Annotated in this window: 14 protein-coding genes; 12 read left to right on the top strand and 2 right to left on the bottom strand. The window is 71.7% G+C overall.

The features are described 5' to 3' along the window. Positions 1-94 precede the first annotated feature (94 nt). Together QSK34_RS36245 and QSK34_RS36250 are read left to right on the top strand one after the other, a co-directional pair. Positions 95-1876, top strand: a complete 1782-nt coding sequence (locus QSK34_RS36245) for an ATP-binding protein (RefSeq protein ID WP_285591139.1) — start codon at positions 95-97, stop codon at positions 1874-1876. Next, a complete protein-coding gene (locus tag QSK34_RS36250; RefSeq protein WP_285591141.1) occupies positions 1876-3909 on the top strand; it encodes an ATP-binding protein in 2034 nt (677 codons plus the stop codon). Before QSK34_RS36245 ends, QSK34_RS36250 begins: the two co-directional genes overlap by 1 nt. Positions 3910-4202: 293 nt before the next feature. Here QSK34_RS36250 and QSK34_RS36255 read toward each other — a convergent pair whose 3' ends face one another. Next, positions 4203-5498, bottom strand: a complete 1296-nt coding sequence (locus QSK34_RS36255) for an MFS transporter (protein ID WP_285591143.1) — start codon at positions 5496-5498, stop codon at positions 4203-4205. A gap of 46 nt (positions 5499-5544) precedes the next feature. Then, positions 5545-7182, bottom strand: a complete 1638-nt coding sequence (locus QSK34_RS36260; RefSeq protein ID WP_285591146.1) for a class I adenylate-forming enzyme family protein — start codon at positions 7180-7182, stop codon at positions 5545-5547. 184 nt (positions 7183-7366) lie between these two features. Here QSK34_RS36260 and argC point away from each other — a divergent pair, with 184 nt between their 5' ends. The 10 genes from argC to QSK34_RS36310 all read left to right on the top strand — a co-directional run bounded on the left by argC (position 7367) and on the right by QSK34_RS36310 (position 17365). Beyond that, the gene (gene argC / locus QSK34_RS36265) at positions 7367-8389 is read left to right on the top strand and encodes an N-acetyl-gamma-glutamyl-phosphate reductase (RefSeq protein ID WP_285591148.1); all 1023 of its coding nucleotides are present in this window, start codon (positions 7367-7369) and stop codon (positions 8387-8389) included. Between the two features lie 31 nt (positions 8390-8420). Further along, entirely contained in the window at positions 8421-9572 is a 1152-nt protein-coding gene (argJ, locus tag QSK34_RS36270) for a bifunctional glutamate N-acetyltransferase/amino-acid acetyltransferase ArgJ (protein WP_161484241.1), read from the top strand. After that, positions 9569-10450, top strand: coding sequence for an acetylglutamate kinase (argB, locus tag QSK34_RS36275; RefSeq protein WP_062357333.1), 882 nt, complete (start codon positions 9569-9571; stop codon positions 10448-10450). Before argJ ends, argB begins: the two co-directional genes overlap by 4 nt. Beyond that, positions 10447-11619: an acetylornithine transaminase gene (locus QSK34_RS36280; RefSeq protein ID WP_285591151.1), complete on the top strand. Its 1173-nt coding sequence runs from the start codon at positions 10447-10449 to the stop codon at positions 11617-11619. The genes argB and QSK34_RS36280 overlap by 4 nt, the downstream gene beginning before the upstream one ends. Then, positions 11612-12529, top strand: coding sequence for an ornithine carbamoyltransferase (gene argF / locus QSK34_RS36285; protein WP_285591153.1), 918 nt, complete (start codon positions 11612-11614; stop codon positions 12527-12529). The genes QSK34_RS36280 and argF overlap by 8 nt, the downstream gene beginning before the upstream one ends. Further along, positions 12526-13041: an arginine repressor gene (locus QSK34_RS36290; protein WP_030456947.1), complete on the top strand. Its 516-nt coding sequence runs from the start codon at positions 12526-12528 to the stop codon at positions 13039-13041. The genes argF and QSK34_RS36290 overlap by 4 nt, the downstream gene beginning before the upstream one ends. A gap of 83 nt (positions 13042-13124) precedes the next feature. Continuing rightward, on the top strand, positions 13125-14522 hold the full coding sequence (gene argH, locus QSK34_RS36295; protein WP_502875565.1) for an argininosuccinate lyase: 1398 nt from the start codon (positions 13125-13127) through the stop codon (positions 14520-14522). Further along, entirely contained in the window at positions 14504-15109 is a 606-nt protein-coding gene (locus tag QSK34_RS36300; protein WP_285591159.1) for a DNA-3-methyladenine glycosylase, read from the top strand. The genes argH and QSK34_RS36300 overlap by 19 nt, the downstream gene beginning before the upstream one ends. A gap of 91 nt (positions 15110-15200) precedes the next feature. Then, entirely contained in the window at positions 15201-16460 is a 1260-nt protein-coding gene (gene tyrS / locus QSK34_RS36305) for a tyrosine--tRNA ligase (protein WP_161484237.1), read from the top strand. 86 nt (positions 16461-16546) lie between these two features. Next, positions 16547-17365, top strand: a complete 819-nt coding sequence (locus QSK34_RS36310) for a tetratricopeptide repeat protein (RefSeq protein WP_285591162.1) — start codon at positions 16547-16549, stop codon at positions 17363-17365. Positions 17366-17822: the final 457 nt, after the last annotated feature.

The following is a 17822-nucleotide window of genomic DNA, read 5'->3' on the forward strand; positions in this document are numbered from 1 at the left end:
CTCCCGGGTGGAAGAGGTGTGCTCCCCGGATGGCAGGGAGCGCTAAGTAGGCGGAACGTCACCGGCCTACGATGGCCCGGCCAAGGGGAGGCAGGTGATTGTCGTGTCCGGAGACGGGCTGGTCGGCAGGGACGCCGACGCGGACGGGATCGAGGAGGCCTTCCGGCACACCCGCCTGGTCACCCTGACCGGGCCTCCCGGTGCCGGGAAGACCGCGCTCGCGCGGGTCGTGGCGGCCAGACGCGGGGCACGGGTGGTCGACGCCGACGCGGGGCCCGCGGCGCTGGCCGAGATCGGTTCCTCGGGGGCGGAGTTCCTCGTCGTCGACGGGTGCGACCGGGCGCTGGAACTGCTGGTGCCGTACGTCGGGGTGATGCTGCAGCGGCGGCCGGGGCTCTCGGTCCTGGCGACCTGCCGCCAGTCGCTGGCGCTGCCGGGGGAGCGGGTGGTCGCGCTCGGCGAACTGGCCCCCGGGCACCGCGCCGAACTCCTCCGACGGCTGGGCGTGACCGCGCCCGCCGAGATCCTCGGGCGGGCCGACGGGCTGCCGCTGACGCTGGTACTGCTGGCGGCGGCGCTGAAGCGCGGCGAGACCGAGGGCCCGCTGCTCGACCTGCTCTGGGACCCCCACCATGACGGCCCGCCGCGGCACGCCGCCATGCGGACCGCGATCGGCTGGAGCCACGAGCACTGCACCCCCGGCGAACGGCTGGTCTGGGCCCGCCTCTCGGTGTTCGACGGCGGCTTCGACCTGGAGGCCGCGCAGGCCGTCTGCGGCGGCGGCGACGTGACCCACGCCGTCGCGGCGCTGGTCGACAAGTCGCTGGTCATGCGGTCGGAGACCAGCGAGGGCGTGCGGTTCCGGCTGCCCGCGACCGTCCGCGCGTTCGGCGCCGAGTGGCTCGTCCGGGCAGGTGAGCGCGAGGCCACCGAACACCGCCACTTTCGTCACTTCCGCCGCCTCGCCCGGCGGGCCGAGGCCGAATGGCAGGGCGGCCAGCTGCGCTGGTACCGGCGCATGCGCCTGGAACGCGGCAACCTGATCAAGGCCCTCGACTCCCGCCTGGCCGATCCGTCGGGCGCCGACGACGCCCAGGACCTCGCCGGCACCCTGTGGTTCCTCTGGGCCTGCTGCGGTCTCCAGCGGGAGGGCGCCGCGCAGCTCGCCCGCGTCCGGCGGGCCGGCGGATCGCCCGGCCCCGAACGGGACAAGGCGCTCTGGACCGCCGCCTGGCTGCACGCCGCGCTCGGCGAGCCCGACGCCGCCGAAGAGGCCCTCTACGCCTGTACGAACCAGGGCCCGCCCCGCCTGACCCAGGTCTCGGCGTGGGTGGCCGCCCAGCGGGGCGCGTTCCCCGAGGCGCTGCGGCTGATCAGAGACGCCCGCGAGGGCCACCGCAGAGACGCCGACCTGTTCCCGGGCTTCCTGCCCAGCTACCCGATCATCGCCACGACCCTGCTGCGCATGGGCGACCTGGCCCGTGCGGTGACGGTCCTGCGCGAGGGCCGCGAGTTGTGCGCGACGACCGGCGAGATCTGGACCCGCTCCCACCTCGACCACCTGCTCGCCCTGGCCGCCCTCCTCCGGGGCGACGTCCAGGCGGCCCTGGAGCCGGCCCGTGACGCCCTGACGGTGGCCCGCCAGTTCGGCGACGTCCCGGCGTCGGCGGCCGGAGTGGAACTGGTCGGCGTGCTGACCGGGAACGGCGTGCTGCTGGCCTCCGCCGACCGGGCGTGGGCGGGGATGGACGGGCTGCGCTCACCCGTGCTGGCCGGCGTCAGAGACCGCGCCCCGGCCGTCGCCGCCGCGCCCGGCCTCGACCTCGACGACGCCGTCGACCTGGCCCTGACCGCCGACGAGCCGACGGAGGCCTGATGACCGGCAACCTGCCCGCTGAGACCAGCAGCTTCATCGGGCGCAAGGACGAACTCGACCGGCTCGCCGGCCTGCTGGCCGAATCGCGCCTGGTGACGGTCACCGGGCCGCCCGGCGTCGGCAAGACCCGCCTCGCGCTGCGCGCCGCCGCCGACTGCGCCGAGGGCTACCCCGACGGGGCCTGGTTCGCCGAACTGTCGCCCGAGCAGGACGCCAACCTGCTGGCCAGCGTCGTGGCCCGGGCGCTGGGCCTGCGCGAGCAGTCGACCAGGCCCTACGAGCAGGTGCTGGCCGAATACCTGGCCGGGAAGCGGCTGCTGCTCGTCCTGGACACCTGCGAACACCTCGTCGGCGCCTGCGCCGCCCTCGTCGACGGCCTGATCGACGTCGCGCCGGGCCTGCGGGTGCTGGCGACCAGCAGGGTTCCTCTGGACGTGCCGTCGGAGAAGATCCTCGAAGTCGCCCCTTTCGCGCGCCCCGAACCCGAGTCCGACGACCTGCTCGGCTACGACGCGGTGCGCCTGTTCGTCGAGCGGGCGACGGACCGGATTCCCGGCTGGCAGGCGGGTGAGGGCGCTCTCATGGCGGTCGGCCGCCTGTGCCGCCGCCTCGACGGCATCCCCCTCGGCATCGAACTGGCCGCCGGTCACCTGCACGCCCTGTCGGCCGAGGAACTGGCCGACCGGCTCACCGACCCCTTCGACCTGCTGACCGCCGGTTACCGGGGCGGCCCGGCCCGGCACCGCAGCTTCCGCACCGCCGTCGGCTGGAGCCACGAGTTGTGCACCCCGCAGGAACGGCTGCTCTGGGCCCGCCTGTCGGTGTTCGCCGGATCGTTCGACGAGCGGACCGCCCAGGCCGTCTGCGCCGACGACCGGCTGCCCGACGTCGGGCGGGTGCTGGCCGAGCTGGTCCGCAAGTCGATCGTCGTGCGGACGGGCGACCGGCACCGGCTGCTCGACGGCATCCGCGAATACGGCCGTGAGTGGCTGCGTGAACTCGGCGAGGAACGGGTGATGCGCACCGCCCACCTGGCCCACTACCGGACGATGGCCGCCCGCCTCGACCGCGAGTGGTACGGCCCCGACCAGCTCGACTGGGCCGACTGGGCGGAGGCCGACCTGGCCGAGATCCGGCTGGCCCTCGACTACGGGATCAGCCACGGCGGCACCGCCTGCCTCGACCTGGTCTCGTCGTGCTGGATCATCTGGGGCGCGCTCGGCCAGATGCGCGAGGGCCGCTACTTCGTCGAACGCGCCCTGGCGGCCGGCCCCCGCGAAGGTTCGTCCTACGCGCGGGCGCTCTGGGTCCTCGGCTGGATCACCCTGTTCCAGGGCGACATGGGCCTGGCCGAACGCAGCTCCCAGCAGTCGCTGGCCGAGGCCCGCCGCATCGGCGACGTGGAGGCGATGGGCCACGCGCTGGTCCGGCTCGGGGGCGTGCGCCTGTTCAGCGGCGCCCCGCACAAGGTCGAGGAGCTCATGCACGAGGCCCGCACCCACCTGACGGCGGCCGGCGCCATCGACACGATCGACGACCTGGTGATGGACGGCGGCCAGGCCATGGCCTTCATCTTCCTTGGCGACCTGACCCGTGCCTGGGGCGTGCTCCAGGACATGCACACGAAGTCGCGGAGCCGGGGCGAGATCTGGATGCGCGCCTTCGGCGACCTGTTCCGGTCCCAGCTCATGCTGGCCCGCGACGAGGTCCACGGCGCCGACCGCGCCGGCCGCGAGTCCCTGGCGGTGAAGTGGCGGCTGAACGACGTGCTGGGCGTCGCGATGGGCGCCGACCACCTCGCGACGGTCACCATGGCTTTGGGCGACGCCCGCTCGGCGGCCTGGATGCACGGCGCGGCCGAACGCCTGTGGTTGACGTTCGGCCTGACGGCGATGGGGTCGGACGAACTCGCGGCCCCCCGGGTGGCGACGGCCGAACGCGCGCGTCTGGTGCTGGGCGACGAGGGGTACGAGCGGGCGTTCGAGGAGGGGTTCGCGGCGTCGCTGGAGGAAGTGCGCGACCGCCTCTCCTGATTTCAGAAAGGCAATGGACGACCGGAAGCCGTCGTTCACCTGATAATCGTGATAATCGTGGCCGCCGAAATAGGCGAGCAGCGTGTTCCGGGGCATGTGGGAGGCGGCGTGCCCGCTCTCACCCGGGAAACCGGCTGGTCGACAGGTGTGTCGCCGGTGAAGGTCTCCCCTTCGCGCCCGCGATTCGACATGGCAAATCAGGCGAATGGCAACCTCCAAGGGGGCACGCCGACCTTCGGCGAGAAAATGCGCAATTACCGCACCGGCGCCGCGCTGAACGTCCCGGCGAGGAGTCAGGCGTTCGCCCGTGCCACCCGTTGCGCCTCGGCGTGTTCGTCGGTGCGGGCGTCGTACCGGCGGAACTTCGGCAGGATCGCGGCCATCGCGAGCACGCCGCCCATGCACAACAATCCGCCCGCGCCCAACGAGAAGCGGGTGCCGCCGAGTTCGGCCATGGCGCTCGCGCGGGCGTTGCCCAGCATGGGGCCGGTCGAGTACGACAGCAGTTCGATGCCGGCCAGGCGGCCCCGGTACTCGTCGGGGATGGTCTGGTTCCAGATCGTGCCGCGGAAGATGCCGCTGATCATGTCGGCGCCGCCCGCCAGGGTCAGGAAGACGATCATCAGCCAGATGTTCGGCATCACCGACGCCACCGCGACGGCCGCGCCCCAGAGCAGGGCCGCGACGATGACCGCCAGGCCGTGCCGGTGCACGTGGGCCGTCCACCCCGAGGTCACCGAGGCCAGGACCGAGCCGATGCCCGCCGAGGCGTAGAGCAGGCCGAGGGCGATCTGCTCGTGCTCCCCGCCGAACTGCTCGGCCATGAACGGGTAGAGCGCGTTCGACATGGCGAAGAACATGGCCGCGATGTCGACCACGTAGGTGCCCATCAGGTCGGGGCGGCGGACGGCGTACCTGACCCCCTCGACGAGCGAGGCCAGGGAGGCCGGCTGGGTGACGGCCGCGCGGCGGGCCATCGGGGCCACCCGGAACAGCAGCACCAGCGAGATCAGGAACGTCAGCACGTTGATCCCGTACGACGGCGCCACGCCGAACGAGACGACGATCAGGCCGCCGAGGGCCGGGCCGGCGACCCCTCCGACGCTTCTGACCAGGCCCTGGAGGGCGAACGCGGCGCCCATCTGGTCGAGCCTGAGCACCTGGTTGATCACGGCCTGCTCGCTGGGACCCCGCACGCTGTACAGACCGGCGGTGAGGGCGCCCACGACGTACAGGACCCAGACCTGGGGGTTCGGGAGGAGGGCGTTGACCATCAGCATCAGGGCGGTCAGGCAGAGGCCGACCTCCGTGGTGATGATGATCTTGCGACGGTCCATCGAGTCGGCGATGGCGCCGCCCCACAGGCCGCAGACGACCATCGGGACGAACTCGGCCACGCTCACCAGGCCCACCGCGACGTAGGAGTCGGTGAGCTCCTTCATCTGGTAGGGCACCGCGACCAGGGTGATGAACGACCCGACCATGGTGATCGCGGCCGACCCCAGCAGCAGCCGGAAGTCGCGGGACGCGCGGAGCGGGCTGACGTCCATCTTCAGGCGTCGCAGCAGAGCGAGGGAACTTTTGGCCACGAACGGCCAGGTTGGCCGATTCGGCGGGTGATCCGCAACTCGATATTCAGTCGCGCAGAACCTGTCTGCGCAACACCGTCTTGAGGATCTTCCCGCCCGGGTTGCGCGGCAGCTCCTCCTCGTGGAACCAGAACCGCACCGGGATCTTGAACTCGGCCAGCCGTGTCCGCAGGAACGCCCGCAGGTCGCCGGCCGTCACCGGGCTGGTGACGCGCACCACCGCGCCCACCTGCTCGCCGAGTTCCTCGTCGGGGATGCCGATCACGGCCGCGTCGTCGATCGCCGGATGTTCGAACAGGGCCGCCTCCACCTCGGCGCAGTAGACGTTCTCGCCGCCCCTGATCACCATGTCCTTGGCCCGGTCGACGATGTAGACCAAACCCTCCTCGTCGACGCGCGCCAGGTCGCCGGTGTGCAGCCAGCCGTCCACGATCGCCTCGGCGGTCGCGTCGGGGCGGTTCCAGTAGCCCATGATCACCACGGGCCCGCGCATGCAGAGCTCGCCGACCTCGCCCCGGGGCAGTTCCCGGCCGCCGGGGTCGCAGATCTTCACGTCCATCACCGCGAGCGGGCGGCCGATGCTGTCGGGGTGGGCCGCGTACTCGCGGCCGCTGTTGTAGATCGCCAGGGCGGTCGTCTCGGTCATGCCGTAGCCGTTGGACGGGGTGCGGTCGGGCAGCAGCGCGGTGATGCGCTCCAGCAGCTTCGGGGGAGCGGGCGCGCCGCCGTAGGAGATCGCCGTCAGCGACGAGATGTCGTGCTTGTCGAGAGCGGGGTGGGAGAGCAGCTGCCACGCGTTGGTCGGCACCCCGCTCATCACCGTCGCGCGCTCCCGCTCGATGAGCTCCAGGGCGCGTCCCGGGTCCCACTTGTACATGAGCACCAGCCCGCCGCCGGTGAACATCGTGGTCATCAGCACCGCGAAACAGCCGGTCGCGTGGAACAGGGGCACGGTGAGCAGGGTGATGCGGCGCTGGCCGGCGCTCTCGGCCGGGTCCCTGCCCGCCATGGCGACGCCGCGCATCATCGCGTACGCCACCGTCATCGGCGCCTGCCCGAGGTTGCGGTGGCTGCCGAGGGCGCCCTTCGACCGGCCCGTGGTGCCGGAGGTGTAGAAGATGGTCGCCGGGTCGTCGGGGGAGAGCTCGACCGGGGGCAGGGTGGTCTTCTCGTCGGCCAGCACGTCGTCCCAGTCGCGCCCGCCCTCGAAGGAGCCCCGCCGCGTGACGATCAGCGGGACGCCGGCCACCCGATCGGCGCGCTCGCCGTCGGCGATGACCAGCCGGGCGCCGGAGTCGCCGAGGGCGTACTCCAGCTCGGCGGCCGTCCACCACGCGTTCAGCGGCACCGCGATGGCCCCGATGGCCAGCACGGCCGAGAACGAGACGATCCACTCGGGGTAGTTGCGCATCGCGATGGCCACCCGGTCGCCCTTGGCGATCCCCGAGTCGCGCAGCGCGTGGGCGAGCGTCGCGGTGGCGCGGAAGAACTCGGCGTAGGTGAGGCGCTCGTCCTCGTACACGACGAAGGTCTTGTCGCCGTGGAAGACGGTGGTCTCCAGCATGGCCCGGAACGTCGCCGGCGCGTGTTTCCAGACCCGGACGCCGCCGGGCGTCTCGGTCATCTCGAACAGCTGCCCCGGGGCGGTGAGCGCCGCCTGCGCCTGGTCATGCGAGATCGTCACGAGACGTCACGATACCGACCGGTAGGTACGGATCCAAGTGACCACCTCACAACGTTCGGCGGCCTTCGGTGTCATCTCGCACAATGAACCCCGGCTTGCATGATCATGTCGGCCGATGCATAATCTTCAGCAAGCAAGAAAATGTGAACCACTGCATGAACATGCAAAACCATCGGGGGGCGAGATGAAGGCGGCCATCGCCGGGGCCAGCGGATACGCCGGGGGCGAGCTGCTCCGGCTGCTGCTCGGGCATCCGGAGATCGAGATCGGCGCGGTCACCGCGGCCTCCAGCGCGGGCACCCGCCTGGGCGCCCACCAGCCCCATCTCGTGCCGCTGGCCGGGCGGGTCATCGAGCAGACCACCCGCGAGACCCTGGCCGGGCACGACGTCGTCTTCCTGGCCCTGCCCCACGGCGAGTCGGCCGCCCTCGCGGCCCAGCTCGGAGACGACACCCTGATCGTCGACTGCGGCGCCGACTTCCGGCTCACCGACCCCGCGGCCTGGGAGGAATTCTACGGCGGCGTCCACGCGGGCACCTGGCCCTACGGCCTGCCCGAGCTGCCGGGGCAGCGCGAGCTGCTGGCCAAGACCAGGCGGGTGGCCGTGCCCGGCTGCTATCCGACCACCGCCACGCTGGCCCTGTTCCCCGCCTTCGCGGCCGGGCTCGCCGGCCCCGACGTCGTCGTGGTCGCCGCCAGCGGCACCTCCGGCGCCGGGAAGTCGCCCAAGGCCCACCTGCTGGGCAGCGAGGTCATGGGCGCGGTCAGCGCCTACGGCGTCGGCGGCGTCCACCGGCACACGCCGGAGATCGAGCAGAACCTCTCGGCCGTCTCGGGGCAGCCGGTGACCGTCTCCTTCACGCCCACCCTCGCGCCCATGCCGCGCGGAATCCTGGCGACCTGCGTCGTCCCGGCCGCGCCGGGCACCACGCCCGAGTCGCTGCGGGAGGCCTACGAGGAGGCCGTCAAGGACGAGCCGTTCCTGACGCTGCTGCCCGAAGGCGTCTGGCCCTCGACCGCGATGACCCTGGGCGCGAACACCGCCGCCCTCCAGGTCACGCTCGACCGGCGGGCCGGCAGGATCGTGGCGCTGGCGGCGATCGACAACCTCACGAAGGGCACCGCGGGCGGCGCGATCCAGAGCGCCAACCTCGCGCTCGGCCTGCCCGAAGAGCTCGGCCTCCCCGTCGCCGGGGTGAGCCCGTGATGTCCGGTTCTGGAGATGAGGAGACCTCGCCATGAGCGTGACCGCCCCCCTGGGCTTCCGGGCCACCGGGATCAACGCCGGGATCAAGCCCGGCGAGCACCGTGACCTCGCCCTCGTCGTCAACGACGGCCCCTCGCGCGCGGCGGCCGCCGTCTTCACCCGCAACCGCGTGAAGGCCGCCCCCGTCATCTGGTCGCAGCAGGTCGTCAGCGGCGGCCGGGTCAAGGCCGTGGTGCTCAACTCCGGCGGCGCCAACGCCTGCACCGGCCCCGCCGGGTTCCAGGACACCCACGCCACCGCCGAGAAGGTCGCCGAGGTCATCGGCGACTCGGCCGGCGAGATCGTGGTCTGCTCGACCGGCCTCATCGGCGAGCGCCTCCCCATGGACGCGCTGCTCGGCGGCGTCGCCGACGCGGCCAAGCAGCTCTCCCGCGACGGCGGCGTGGCCGCGGCCGACGCGATCCGCACCACCGACACGGTCAGCAAGATCTCCTTCCGGCGCGGCGACGGCTACATGGTCGGCGGCATGGCCAAGGGCGCCGGCATGCTCGCGCCCGCCCTCGCCACGATGTTGTCGGTGCTGACCACCGACGCCGACCTGACCTCCGAGGAGTGCGACACCGCGCTGCGCGCCGCCACCGAGGTCACCTTCGACCGCCTCGACTCCGACGGCTGCATGTCGACCAACGACACCGTGCTGCTGCTGGCCAGCGGCGCCACCGGCGTCAAACCCGACCTGGCCGAGTTCACCAAGCGCCTCACCGAGGTCTGCGCCGACCTGGCCCGCCAGCTCCTCGTCGACGCCGAGGGCGCCTCCAAGGCCATCGCGATCGAGGTCGTCGGGGCCGCCTCGGTCGCCGACGCGGTCGAGGTCGGCCGGGCGATCGCCCGCAGCAACCTGTTCAAGTGCGCCATGCACGGCGAAGACCCCAACTGGGGCCGTGTCCTGTCGGCCATCGGCACCACCCAGGCGGAGTTCGAGCCCGACCGGCTCAACGTCGCGATCAACGGCATCTGGATCTGCCGGGGCGGCGCGGCCGGCGACGACCGCTCCAAGGTCGACCTGCGCCCGCGCGACATCCACGTCATCGCCGACCTGTCGGCCGGGCCCCACTCGGCGACCGTCCACACGACCGACCTGACGGCCGAGTACGTGCACGAGAACTCGGCGTACAGCTCATGACCCCGTTGCAGAAGTCCGAGGCGCTGATCGAGGCGCTGCCGTGGCTGGCCCGCTTCCAGGGCGCGGTCGTCGTGATCAAGTACGGCGGCAACGCCATGACCGAGGAGCACCTGCGCGAGAAGTTCGCCGACGACGTCGTGTTCCTGCGCTACGCGGGGCTGCGCCCGGTGATCGTGCACGGCGGCGGGCCGCAGATCAACGCCGCCCTCGACCTCCACGGCATCGCCTCCCACTTCACCGCCGGGCTCCGGGTCACCACGCCCGAGGCCATGCAGGTCGTCCGGATGGTGCTGGTCGGCCAGGTCAACCGCGACGTCGTCGGGCTGGTCAACCGGCACGGCCCGTTCGCGGTCGGCCTGTCGGGCGAGGACGCCCACCTGTTCACCGCCGCCCGCAAGCACGCGGTCGTCGACGGGATCCCGGTCGACATCGGCCAGGTCGGCGAGATCGTCGAGGTCAACCCGGGCGCGGTGCGGGCCCTGCTGGCCGACGGGCGGGTGCCGGTGGTGTCGTCGATCGCCCGGGGTCACGACGGGCAGATCTACAATGTAAATGCCGACACCGCGGCCGCCGCGCTCGCGACCGCGCTCGGCGCGGCCAAGCTCGTGGTCCTCACCGACGTCGAGGGCCTGTACGCCGACTGGCCCGCCAGCGACAAGGTCATCCGCCGCATCACCGCCGGCGAGCTGGCGCGCATGCTGCCCACGTTGTCGAGCGGCATGGTCCCCAAGATGGAGGCCTGCCTGCACGCCGTCCAGGGGGGAGTGCCGCAGGCCCACGTGGTCGACGGCCGGCAGCCCCACGTCCTGCTGAGCGAGATCTTCACCGACGAGGGCATCGGCACCATGGTCCTGCCCGACGAAGGAGACACCCCATGACCAGCCTCTTCGACCGCTTCGAGGCGGCGTTCATGCCGAACTACGGCGTGCCCCCGGTCGCCCTGGCGTGTGGCGAGGGCTCGGTGGTCTGGGGGACCGACGGGACCGAGTACCTCGACATGTTCGGCGGCATCGCCGTCAGCTCGCTCGGCCACGCCCACCCGGCGCTCGTCGAGGCGGTGTCGAAGCAGGTCGCGACCCTGGCCCACACCTCGAACCTGCTCCTGCACGAGCGCGAGGTCGAACTCGCCGAGAAGCTCCTGGAGCTGCTCCAGGCTCCCGGCAAGGTCTTCCTGGCCAACTCGGGCACCGAGGCCAACGAGGCCGCGCTCAAGCTGGCCATCAAGTACGGGAAGACCACCGGCCGCACCTACTTCGTCGCCGCCGAGATGGGCTTCCACGGCCGCACGCTGGGCGCGCTCTCGCTGACCGGCAAGCCGTCGATCCGCGACCAGTTCGGCCCGTTCCCGCTCGACGTCCGGTTCGTCCCGTACGGCGACGCCGACGCCCTGGCCGCCGCCGTCGACGGCGGTTGCGCGGCGGTGTTCCTGGAGCCGACCCAGGGCGAGGCCGGAGTGGTCCCGCCCCCCGACGGCTACATGGCCCGGGCCCGCGAGATCACCAGGGCCGCCGGCGCGCTGCTGGTCGCCGACGAGATCCAGTCGGCCATCGGCCGCACCGGCCACTGGTTCGCCCACCAGGCCGACGGCTACCTGCCCGACGTCCTCACCCTGGCCAAGGGCCTGGGCGGCGGCCTGCCGATCGGCGCCTGCGTCGGCTTCGGCCCGGCCGCCACGATCTTCGAGAAGGGCGACCACGGCTCGACCTTCGGCGGCAACCCCGTGTCGTGCGCCGCCGCGCTGGCCGTGCTCGGCAACGTCGACCTCGCCCACGTCCGGGTCGTCTCCGCCGAGTTGCGCGACGGCATCGAGGCGATCTCCCACCCCCTGCTGAAGGGGGTCAGGGGACGGGGCCTGTGGCTGGCCGCCGTCCTCACCGAAGACCGGGCCGCCCAGGTCCAAGCCGCCGCCCAGCGCGCCGGCTTCCTGGTCAACGCCGTGCAACCCGACGCGCTCCGGCTCGCCCCGCCGCTGGTGATCACCTCGGCGCAGGTGCGGAGCTTCCTGACCGCGTTCCCGTCGATCCTGGATGAGGCCGCCGATGGCTAGACACTTCCTGCGCGACGACGACCTGTCGCCCGCCGAGCAGGCCGACGTCCTCGACCTCGCCGAGGCCATGAAGAAGGACCGCTACGGCTACCGGCCCTTCGAGGGGCCGCAGACGGTCGCGGTCCTGTTCGACAAGCCGTCCACCCGCACCCGCATCTCCTTCGCGGTCGGCATCGCCGAACTCGGCGGCAACGCCCTGATCATGGACCTCGGCACCTCCCAGATGGGCCGCGGCGAACCGATCGAGGACACCGCCCGGGTGCTCGACCGCCAGTGCTCGGCGATCGTGTGGCGGACCGCGGGCCAGGAGCGGGTCGAGGCGATGGCCTCGGCCAGCCGGGTGCCCGTCGTGAACGCGCTGACCGACGAGTTCCACCCCTGCCAGATCCTCGCCGACCTGCTGACCGTCCGGGAACGCCGGGGCGGCCTGCGGGGGGTCACGCTCGCCTACTTCGGCGACGGCGCCAACAACATGGCCCACTCCTACCTGCTGGGCGGGGCCACGGCCGGCATGCACGTGCGGATCGCGACGCCGCCGGCCTACGACCCCGCGCCCGAGGTCGTCGAGCGGGCCGGGCGGATCGCCGCGGAGACCGGAGGGTCGGTCGAGGTCCTCGCCGACCCGCGCGCCGCCGCCGCGTCGGCCGACGTGCTGGCCACCGACACCTGGATCAGCATGGGCCAGGACGGCAAGGACGCCCGCGTCACGGCTCTGTCGCCCTACCAGCTCAACGCTGATCTGCTCGCCCTGGCCGCGCCCGAGGCGATCGTGCTGCACTGCCTGCCCGCGTATCGTGGCCTGGAAATCTCGGCCGACGTCATCGACGGGCCCCGCAGCGCCGTCTGGGACGAGGCCGAGAACCGTCTTCACGCGCAGAAAGCGCTGCTCCACTGGCTGGTAACCCGATGACGATTCCGCTCACCAAGGCCGCCCGGCACGCCAAGATCGTCGAGCTGCTGACCCGCAACAAGGTCCGGTCGCAGCCCGAACTGGCCCGCCTGCTGGCCGAGAGCGGGGTCGAGGTGACCCAGGCGACCCTCTCGCGTGACCTCGACGAGCTGGGCGCCCTCAAACTGCGCACCGACGACGGCACACTCGTCTACGCGGTGCCCGGCGAAGGCGGGGAGCGGGTGCCGATCTACCGGACCGCCACCCCCGCCGAACAGCCCGAGGTCCGGCTGCGCCGGCACGCCGAGGAACTCCTGGTGTCGGCCGAGGCGTCGGCCAACCTGGTCATCCTGCGGACGCCGCCCGGCGCGGCGCAGTTCCTCGCCTCCGCGATCGACCACGCCGGATGGCACTCCATCCTCGGCACGGTCGCCGGAGACGACACGATCCTGGTGATCAGCCGGGATCCCCTGGGCGGCGACGCCCTGGCGGCGGCGTTCTTGCGCCTGACCGCCCGCAACAAAGACCAGTGACCATCTGCATCGGCTAAGGTCGCCGATTGGACACGCACGTATTCGAAGGGTGGGCGTTTGCGGTGAGCTCGGAACGGAAGCCGATGCGGCTGTGGGGTGGCCGTTTCGAAGGGGGGCCGGCCGACGCGCTGACCCGCCTGTCGGTGAGCGTTCACTTCGACTGGCGCTTGGTGCCCTATGACCTGATGGCGTCCCGCGCCCACGCCCGCGTGCTGAACCGGGCCGGTCTGCTCACCAACGACGAACTCGGCAGGATGCTGGCCGCGATCGACGACCTGGAGGCCGCCTGCAAGGCCGGCGAGTTCCGGCCGACGGTCGCCGACGAAGACGTCCACACGGCCCTCGAACGCGGCCTGCTCGAACGCCTCGGCACCCTCGGCGGCAAGCTGCGCGCCGGCCGGTCGCGCAACGACCAGATCGCCACCGACCTGCGGCTCTACCTGCGCGACCACGTGCGCACGATCGTGTCGCGCGTCGTCGAGCTGGAGACCGCGCTGATGAGCCAGGCCGAGGAGCACGCCGACACGGCCGCCCCCGGCATGACCCACCTCCAGCACGCCCAGCCGGTCTCCTTCGGCCACCAGCTGCTGGCCCACGTCCACCCGCTGACCCGCGACATCGACCGGCTGCGCGACTGGGACAAGCGCGCCGCCGTCTCCCCGCTGGGCTCGGGCGCGCTGGCCGGCTCCTCGCTGCCGCTCGACCCGGTCGCCGTCGCGGCCGAACTCGGCTTCGACTCGGCCGCCCCCAACTCGATGGACGCCGTCGCCGACCGCGACTTCGCCGCCGAGTTCCTCTTCGCCGCGGCGATGATCGGCATCCACCTGTCGCGGCTGGGCGAGGAGATCGTCCTGTGGGCCTCGCAGGAGTTCCGCTGGATCGAGATGGACGACGCCTACTCGACCGGCTCGTCGATCATGCCCCAGAAGAAGAACCCCGACGTCGCCGAGCTGGCGCGCGGCAAGTCGGGCCGGCTGATCGGCTCGCTGATGACGATGCTGACCACGCTGAAGGGCCTGCCGCTCACCTACAACCGGGATCTCCAGGAGGACAAGGAGCCGGTGTTCGACGCGGTCGACACCCTCAACCTGGTGCTGCCCGCGATGGCGGGCCTGGTCTCCACGATGCGGGTCAACACCTCGCGGCTCGAATCGAGCGCGCCCGACGGCTTCGCCCTGGCGACCGACCTGGCCGAGCTGCTGGTCCGCAAGGGCGTGGCCTTCCGCGACGCCCACGAGGCCGTCGGCCATCTCGTCGTCTGGTGCCAGGTCAACGACAAGGACCTCGGCGACCTCACCGACGAGGAGCTGCTGAAGGTCTCGCCCCACTTCACGCCCGACGTCCGCGACGTGCTGAACGTCCCCGGCGCGCTCGCCGCGCGCAAGGCCCACGGCGGCACCGCGCCCGACCGGGTCCGCGACCAGCTCGCCAACCTCCGCGAACTCGTCGACGCGCAGGCCGCATGGGCGACTGGGGCCTGAGCCTCGACCGGTCCTTCTTCGACCGGCCGGCCCATGAGGTGGCCCCTTCCCTGCTGGGGAAGGTGGTCGTCCATGGGCCGGTCGCGGTCCGCCTCACCGAGACCGAGGCCTACGGACTGCCCGGCCAGGACCCCGCCTCCCACACCTACCGGGGCATGACCCCGCGCAACGCGGTCATGTTCGGGCCTCCCGGGCATCTCTACGTCTACTTCACGTACGGGATGCACTACTGCGCCAACCTCACCTGCCTGCCGCCGGGCACGGGCTCGGGGGTGCTGATGCGGGCGGGGGAGATCGTCGAGGGAGTGGACGTCGCGCTGGAGCGGCGCGGCGAGAACACGAGGCTCCGGGACCTGGCGCGGGGGCCGGCCCGGCTCGCGGTGGCCATGGGGTTCGGCCGGGACCACAACGGCGAAGACGCCGTCTCCGGAAACATTCGCGTATATGAGGGTTCGCGTATTCCGCCGGAAAGGGTGATGGAAGGCCCGCGCACCGGCGTCTCCACCGGGGCCGACGTCCCGTGGCGGTTCTGGATCGACGGCGACCCCACGGTCTCGCCCTACCGGGCCCACACACCCAGACGCTGACCTGCACGGCTTATCGTGGCGACGAGGCCCCGCCCCGGCCGATAGGGTTTCTTGCGACTCCGTACCGGATATTCACCGAAAGCCAGGAATCGTGACCGACATCCTCGATGAGCTCGAATGGCGCGATGTGACCGCGCAGACCACCGACATCGAAGCGCTGCGCAAGGCGCTGGCCGACGGTCCGGTCACGGTCTATTCGGGGTTCGACCCCACCGCGCCGTCGCTCCACGTCGGCAACCTGGCCACCCTGCTCATCCTGACCCGCTTCCAGCGGGCCGGCCACAAGCCGATCGGCCTGGTCGGCGGCGCCACCGGTCTCATCGGCGACCCGTCGGGCCGCAGCACCGAGCGCTCGCTGAACAGCGAAGACGTCGTCGCCGACTGGGTCAGCCGGATCCGCGTCCAGCTGGAGCGGTTCCTGTCGTTCGAAGGGGCCAACGCCGCCCAGGTGGTCTCCAATCTCGACTGGACGTCCGAGATGTCGGCCATCCAGTTCCTGCGCGACGTCGGCAAGCACTTCCCGGTCAACCGCATGCTCGGCCGCGAGTCGGTCTCGGCGCGGCTCGCCGGTGAGGGCCTCAGTTACACCGAGTTCAGCTACCAGATCCTCCAGGCCAACGACTACCTGGAGCTCTACCGCCGCCACGGCTGCACCCTCCAGGTGGGCGGCAGCGACCAGTGGGGCAACATCACCGCGGGCACCGACCTGATCCGGCGCGTCGAGGGCGCGCACACCCACGCCTACACCGGCAAGCTGATCACCAAGGCCGACGGCACCAAGTTCGGCAAGACCGCCGGCGGCGCGGTCTGGCTCGACCCGGCCCTGACCTCGCCCTACGCCTTCTACCAGTACTGGCTGAACGCCGACGACCGCGACGTGATCCGCTTCCTCAAGGTCTTCACCTTCCTGGAGCGCGGACGCATCGAGGAGCTGGAGCAGGCCGTCGCCGAACGCCCGTTCGCCCGCGAGGCGCAGCGTGCCCTGGCCGAGGAACTGACCACGATGGTCCACGGGGCCGACGAGGTCACCCGCGCCATCGAGGCGTCCAAGGCGCTGTTCGGGCAGGGCTCGATCCAGGAACTCGACGCCGCGACGCTCGCCGCCGCACTGGCCGAGGTCCCCAAGGCCACCGCCCCTCTCGGTACGACCTACGTCGACCTGCTGGCCGAGAGCGGCCTGGCCAAGTCGAAGTCGGAGGCCCGGCGCGCCATCAAGGAGGGCGGCGCCTACCTCAACAACGTCAAGGTCACCGACGAGGAGTACGTCCCGACCGCCGACGACCTCCTGCACGGCCGCTTCCTGGTGCTGCGGCGCGGCAAGAAGACGCTGGGGGGCGTCGAGATCGCCTAGTCCTGTGTGAATTCGTACACAGAACTTCTCCGTGCTCCGTCCTATCGTTGCTGCACCCCTCCCCACCAGCGACGATAGGTGAGCGCATGTTCGACCGTGATGCGACGGAGCTCGGCCCGGTGATGGCCGAGCTCGTCGAGTGCAACCGCCTGCTCGCCGGCGGCGACCCGTCTCCGGCGCTGCGGCTGCGGCGCGGCATCGCCTACGGAGCCGCCCGCGACCACCGCACCGCCCTCGCGGAACTGGAAGCGGCGGTGAGGGGAGACCTCTCCGAGGAGGACCTGGCCGCCGCCCACCGCCGCCGCGCGGTCCTCCTCTGCCGCCTCGGCGAGTACGCCGAGGCCGAGGCCGCCGCCACGGAGTCGCTGGCCGTACGTCTCACGGCGGCCGGGTACACCGCCCGCGCGATGCCCCGCTGCCTCGGCGGCGATCTCCAGGGCGCGTGGGCCGACACCGAACGCGCGCTGCTGCTCGACCCGTCGTACACGGGCGTGCACGCCGTGCGCGGCCGGGTCTTCCTCGCACTGGGCCGTCCCGCCGACGCGCTGGCCGACTTCGAGGTCTCCACCCGGGCCGAGGCCTACGACGGCGACGCCCGGATCGACCGCGCCGAATGCCTGCTCATCCTGGGCGAACCGGCCCGCGCGGTGGCCGCCTGCGACGAGGTCGTCGCCGCCGGCTTCCTCTGGCCCGGCGAACCGGTGCGGGTCCACCTGCTGCGCGCCCGCGCCAACCTCGCGCTCGGCGACCCGATCGCGGCCCTGGCCGACTGCTTCCTCGCCGCCGCCCTGTCGCCGCATTCCCCCGAGGTGTACGAGGTCCGCGCGGCGGCCTACCAGGCGGCCGACTCCGCCGGCGACGCGTCCGCCGACCTGGCCCGAGCGGCCGAACTGCGGGCCGCCTGAAATGTGACCCGGGTAACAGTCGTGTCGCCCGACGGTCATAGGAGCCTTAAATGACCGCCTTGACCTGCGGAAACGCCGCGTGAGCGCTGATTTGACGCGAGGTGCCGGGTTGCCTAATGTTCTCTTCGCCCCGGGAACACGGCAGCGCCGGAACCCAGGGACATCCCACCGAGTACAACCCGCCGGAAACGGCGATTGGACACCGGCGAGATGATGAAGTAAGCTTGAAGGGTTGCGCCAGAAACGGCGCGGTCCGCTCCGGTCAGATCTGATCGGGAACTGCGGTAAAGTTGAAACACCGCCCAGCAAGTATCTGTGGGCAGACGTGTGCGTTTCTTGAGAACTCAACAGTGTGCTAAAAGCCAGTGCATGATGCACAACCCCGTCTATTAGACGGATTCCTTTGGTTGACATTATGTCAGCCGGGAAAATTCTCTGAAGACATCTTTTGGAGAGT

This window comes from Herbidospora sp. NBRC 101105, assembly GCF_030269205.1.
In the GTDB taxonomy this organism is placed as follows: Bacteria; Actinomycetota; Actinomycetes; order Streptosporangiales; family Streptosporangiaceae; genus Herbidospora; species Herbidospora solisilvae.

Excerpts from the sequence above, each read along its gene's own strand:
- argC (WP_285591148.1), top strand. The coding sequence starts at position 7,367 with ATGAAGGCGGCCATCGCCGGGGCCAGCGGATACGCCGGGGGCGAGCTG.
- argB (WP_062357333.1), top strand. The coding sequence starts at position 9,569 with ATGACCCCGTTGCAGAAGTCCGAGGCGCTGATCGAGGCGCTGCCGTGG.
- QSK34_RS36280 (WP_285591151.1), top strand. The coding sequence starts at position 10,447 with ATGACCAGCCTCTTCGACCGCTTCGAGGCGGCGTTCATGCCGAACTAC.
- QSK34_RS36300 (WP_285591159.1), top strand. The coding sequence starts at position 14,504 with ATGGGCGACTGGGGCCTGAGCCTCGACCGGTCCTTCTTCGACCGGCCG.
- QSK34_RS36310 (WP_285591162.1), top strand. The coding sequence starts at position 16,547 with ATGTTCGACCGTGATGCGACGGAGCTCGGCCCGGTGATGGCCGAGCTC.
- argF (WP_285591153.1), top strand. The coding sequence starts at position 11,612 with ATGGCTAGACACTTCCTGCGCGACGACGACCTGTCGCCCGCCGAGCAG.
- QSK34_RS36290 (WP_030456947.1), top strand. The coding sequence starts at position 12,526 with ATGACGATTCCGCTCACCAAGGCCGCCCGGCACGCCAAGATCGTCGAG.
- argJ (WP_161484241.1), top strand. The coding sequence starts at position 8,421 with ATGAGCGTGACCGCCCCCCTGGGCTTCCGGGCCACCGGGATCAACGCC.
- QSK34_RS36250 (WP_285591141.1), top strand. The coding sequence starts at position 1,876 with ATGACCGGCAACCTGCCCGCTGAGACCAGCAGCTTCATCGGGCGCAAG.
- argH (WP_502875565.1), top strand. The coding sequence starts at position 13,125 with ATGCGGCTGTGGGGTGGCCGTTTCGAAGGGGGGCCGGCCGACGCGCTG.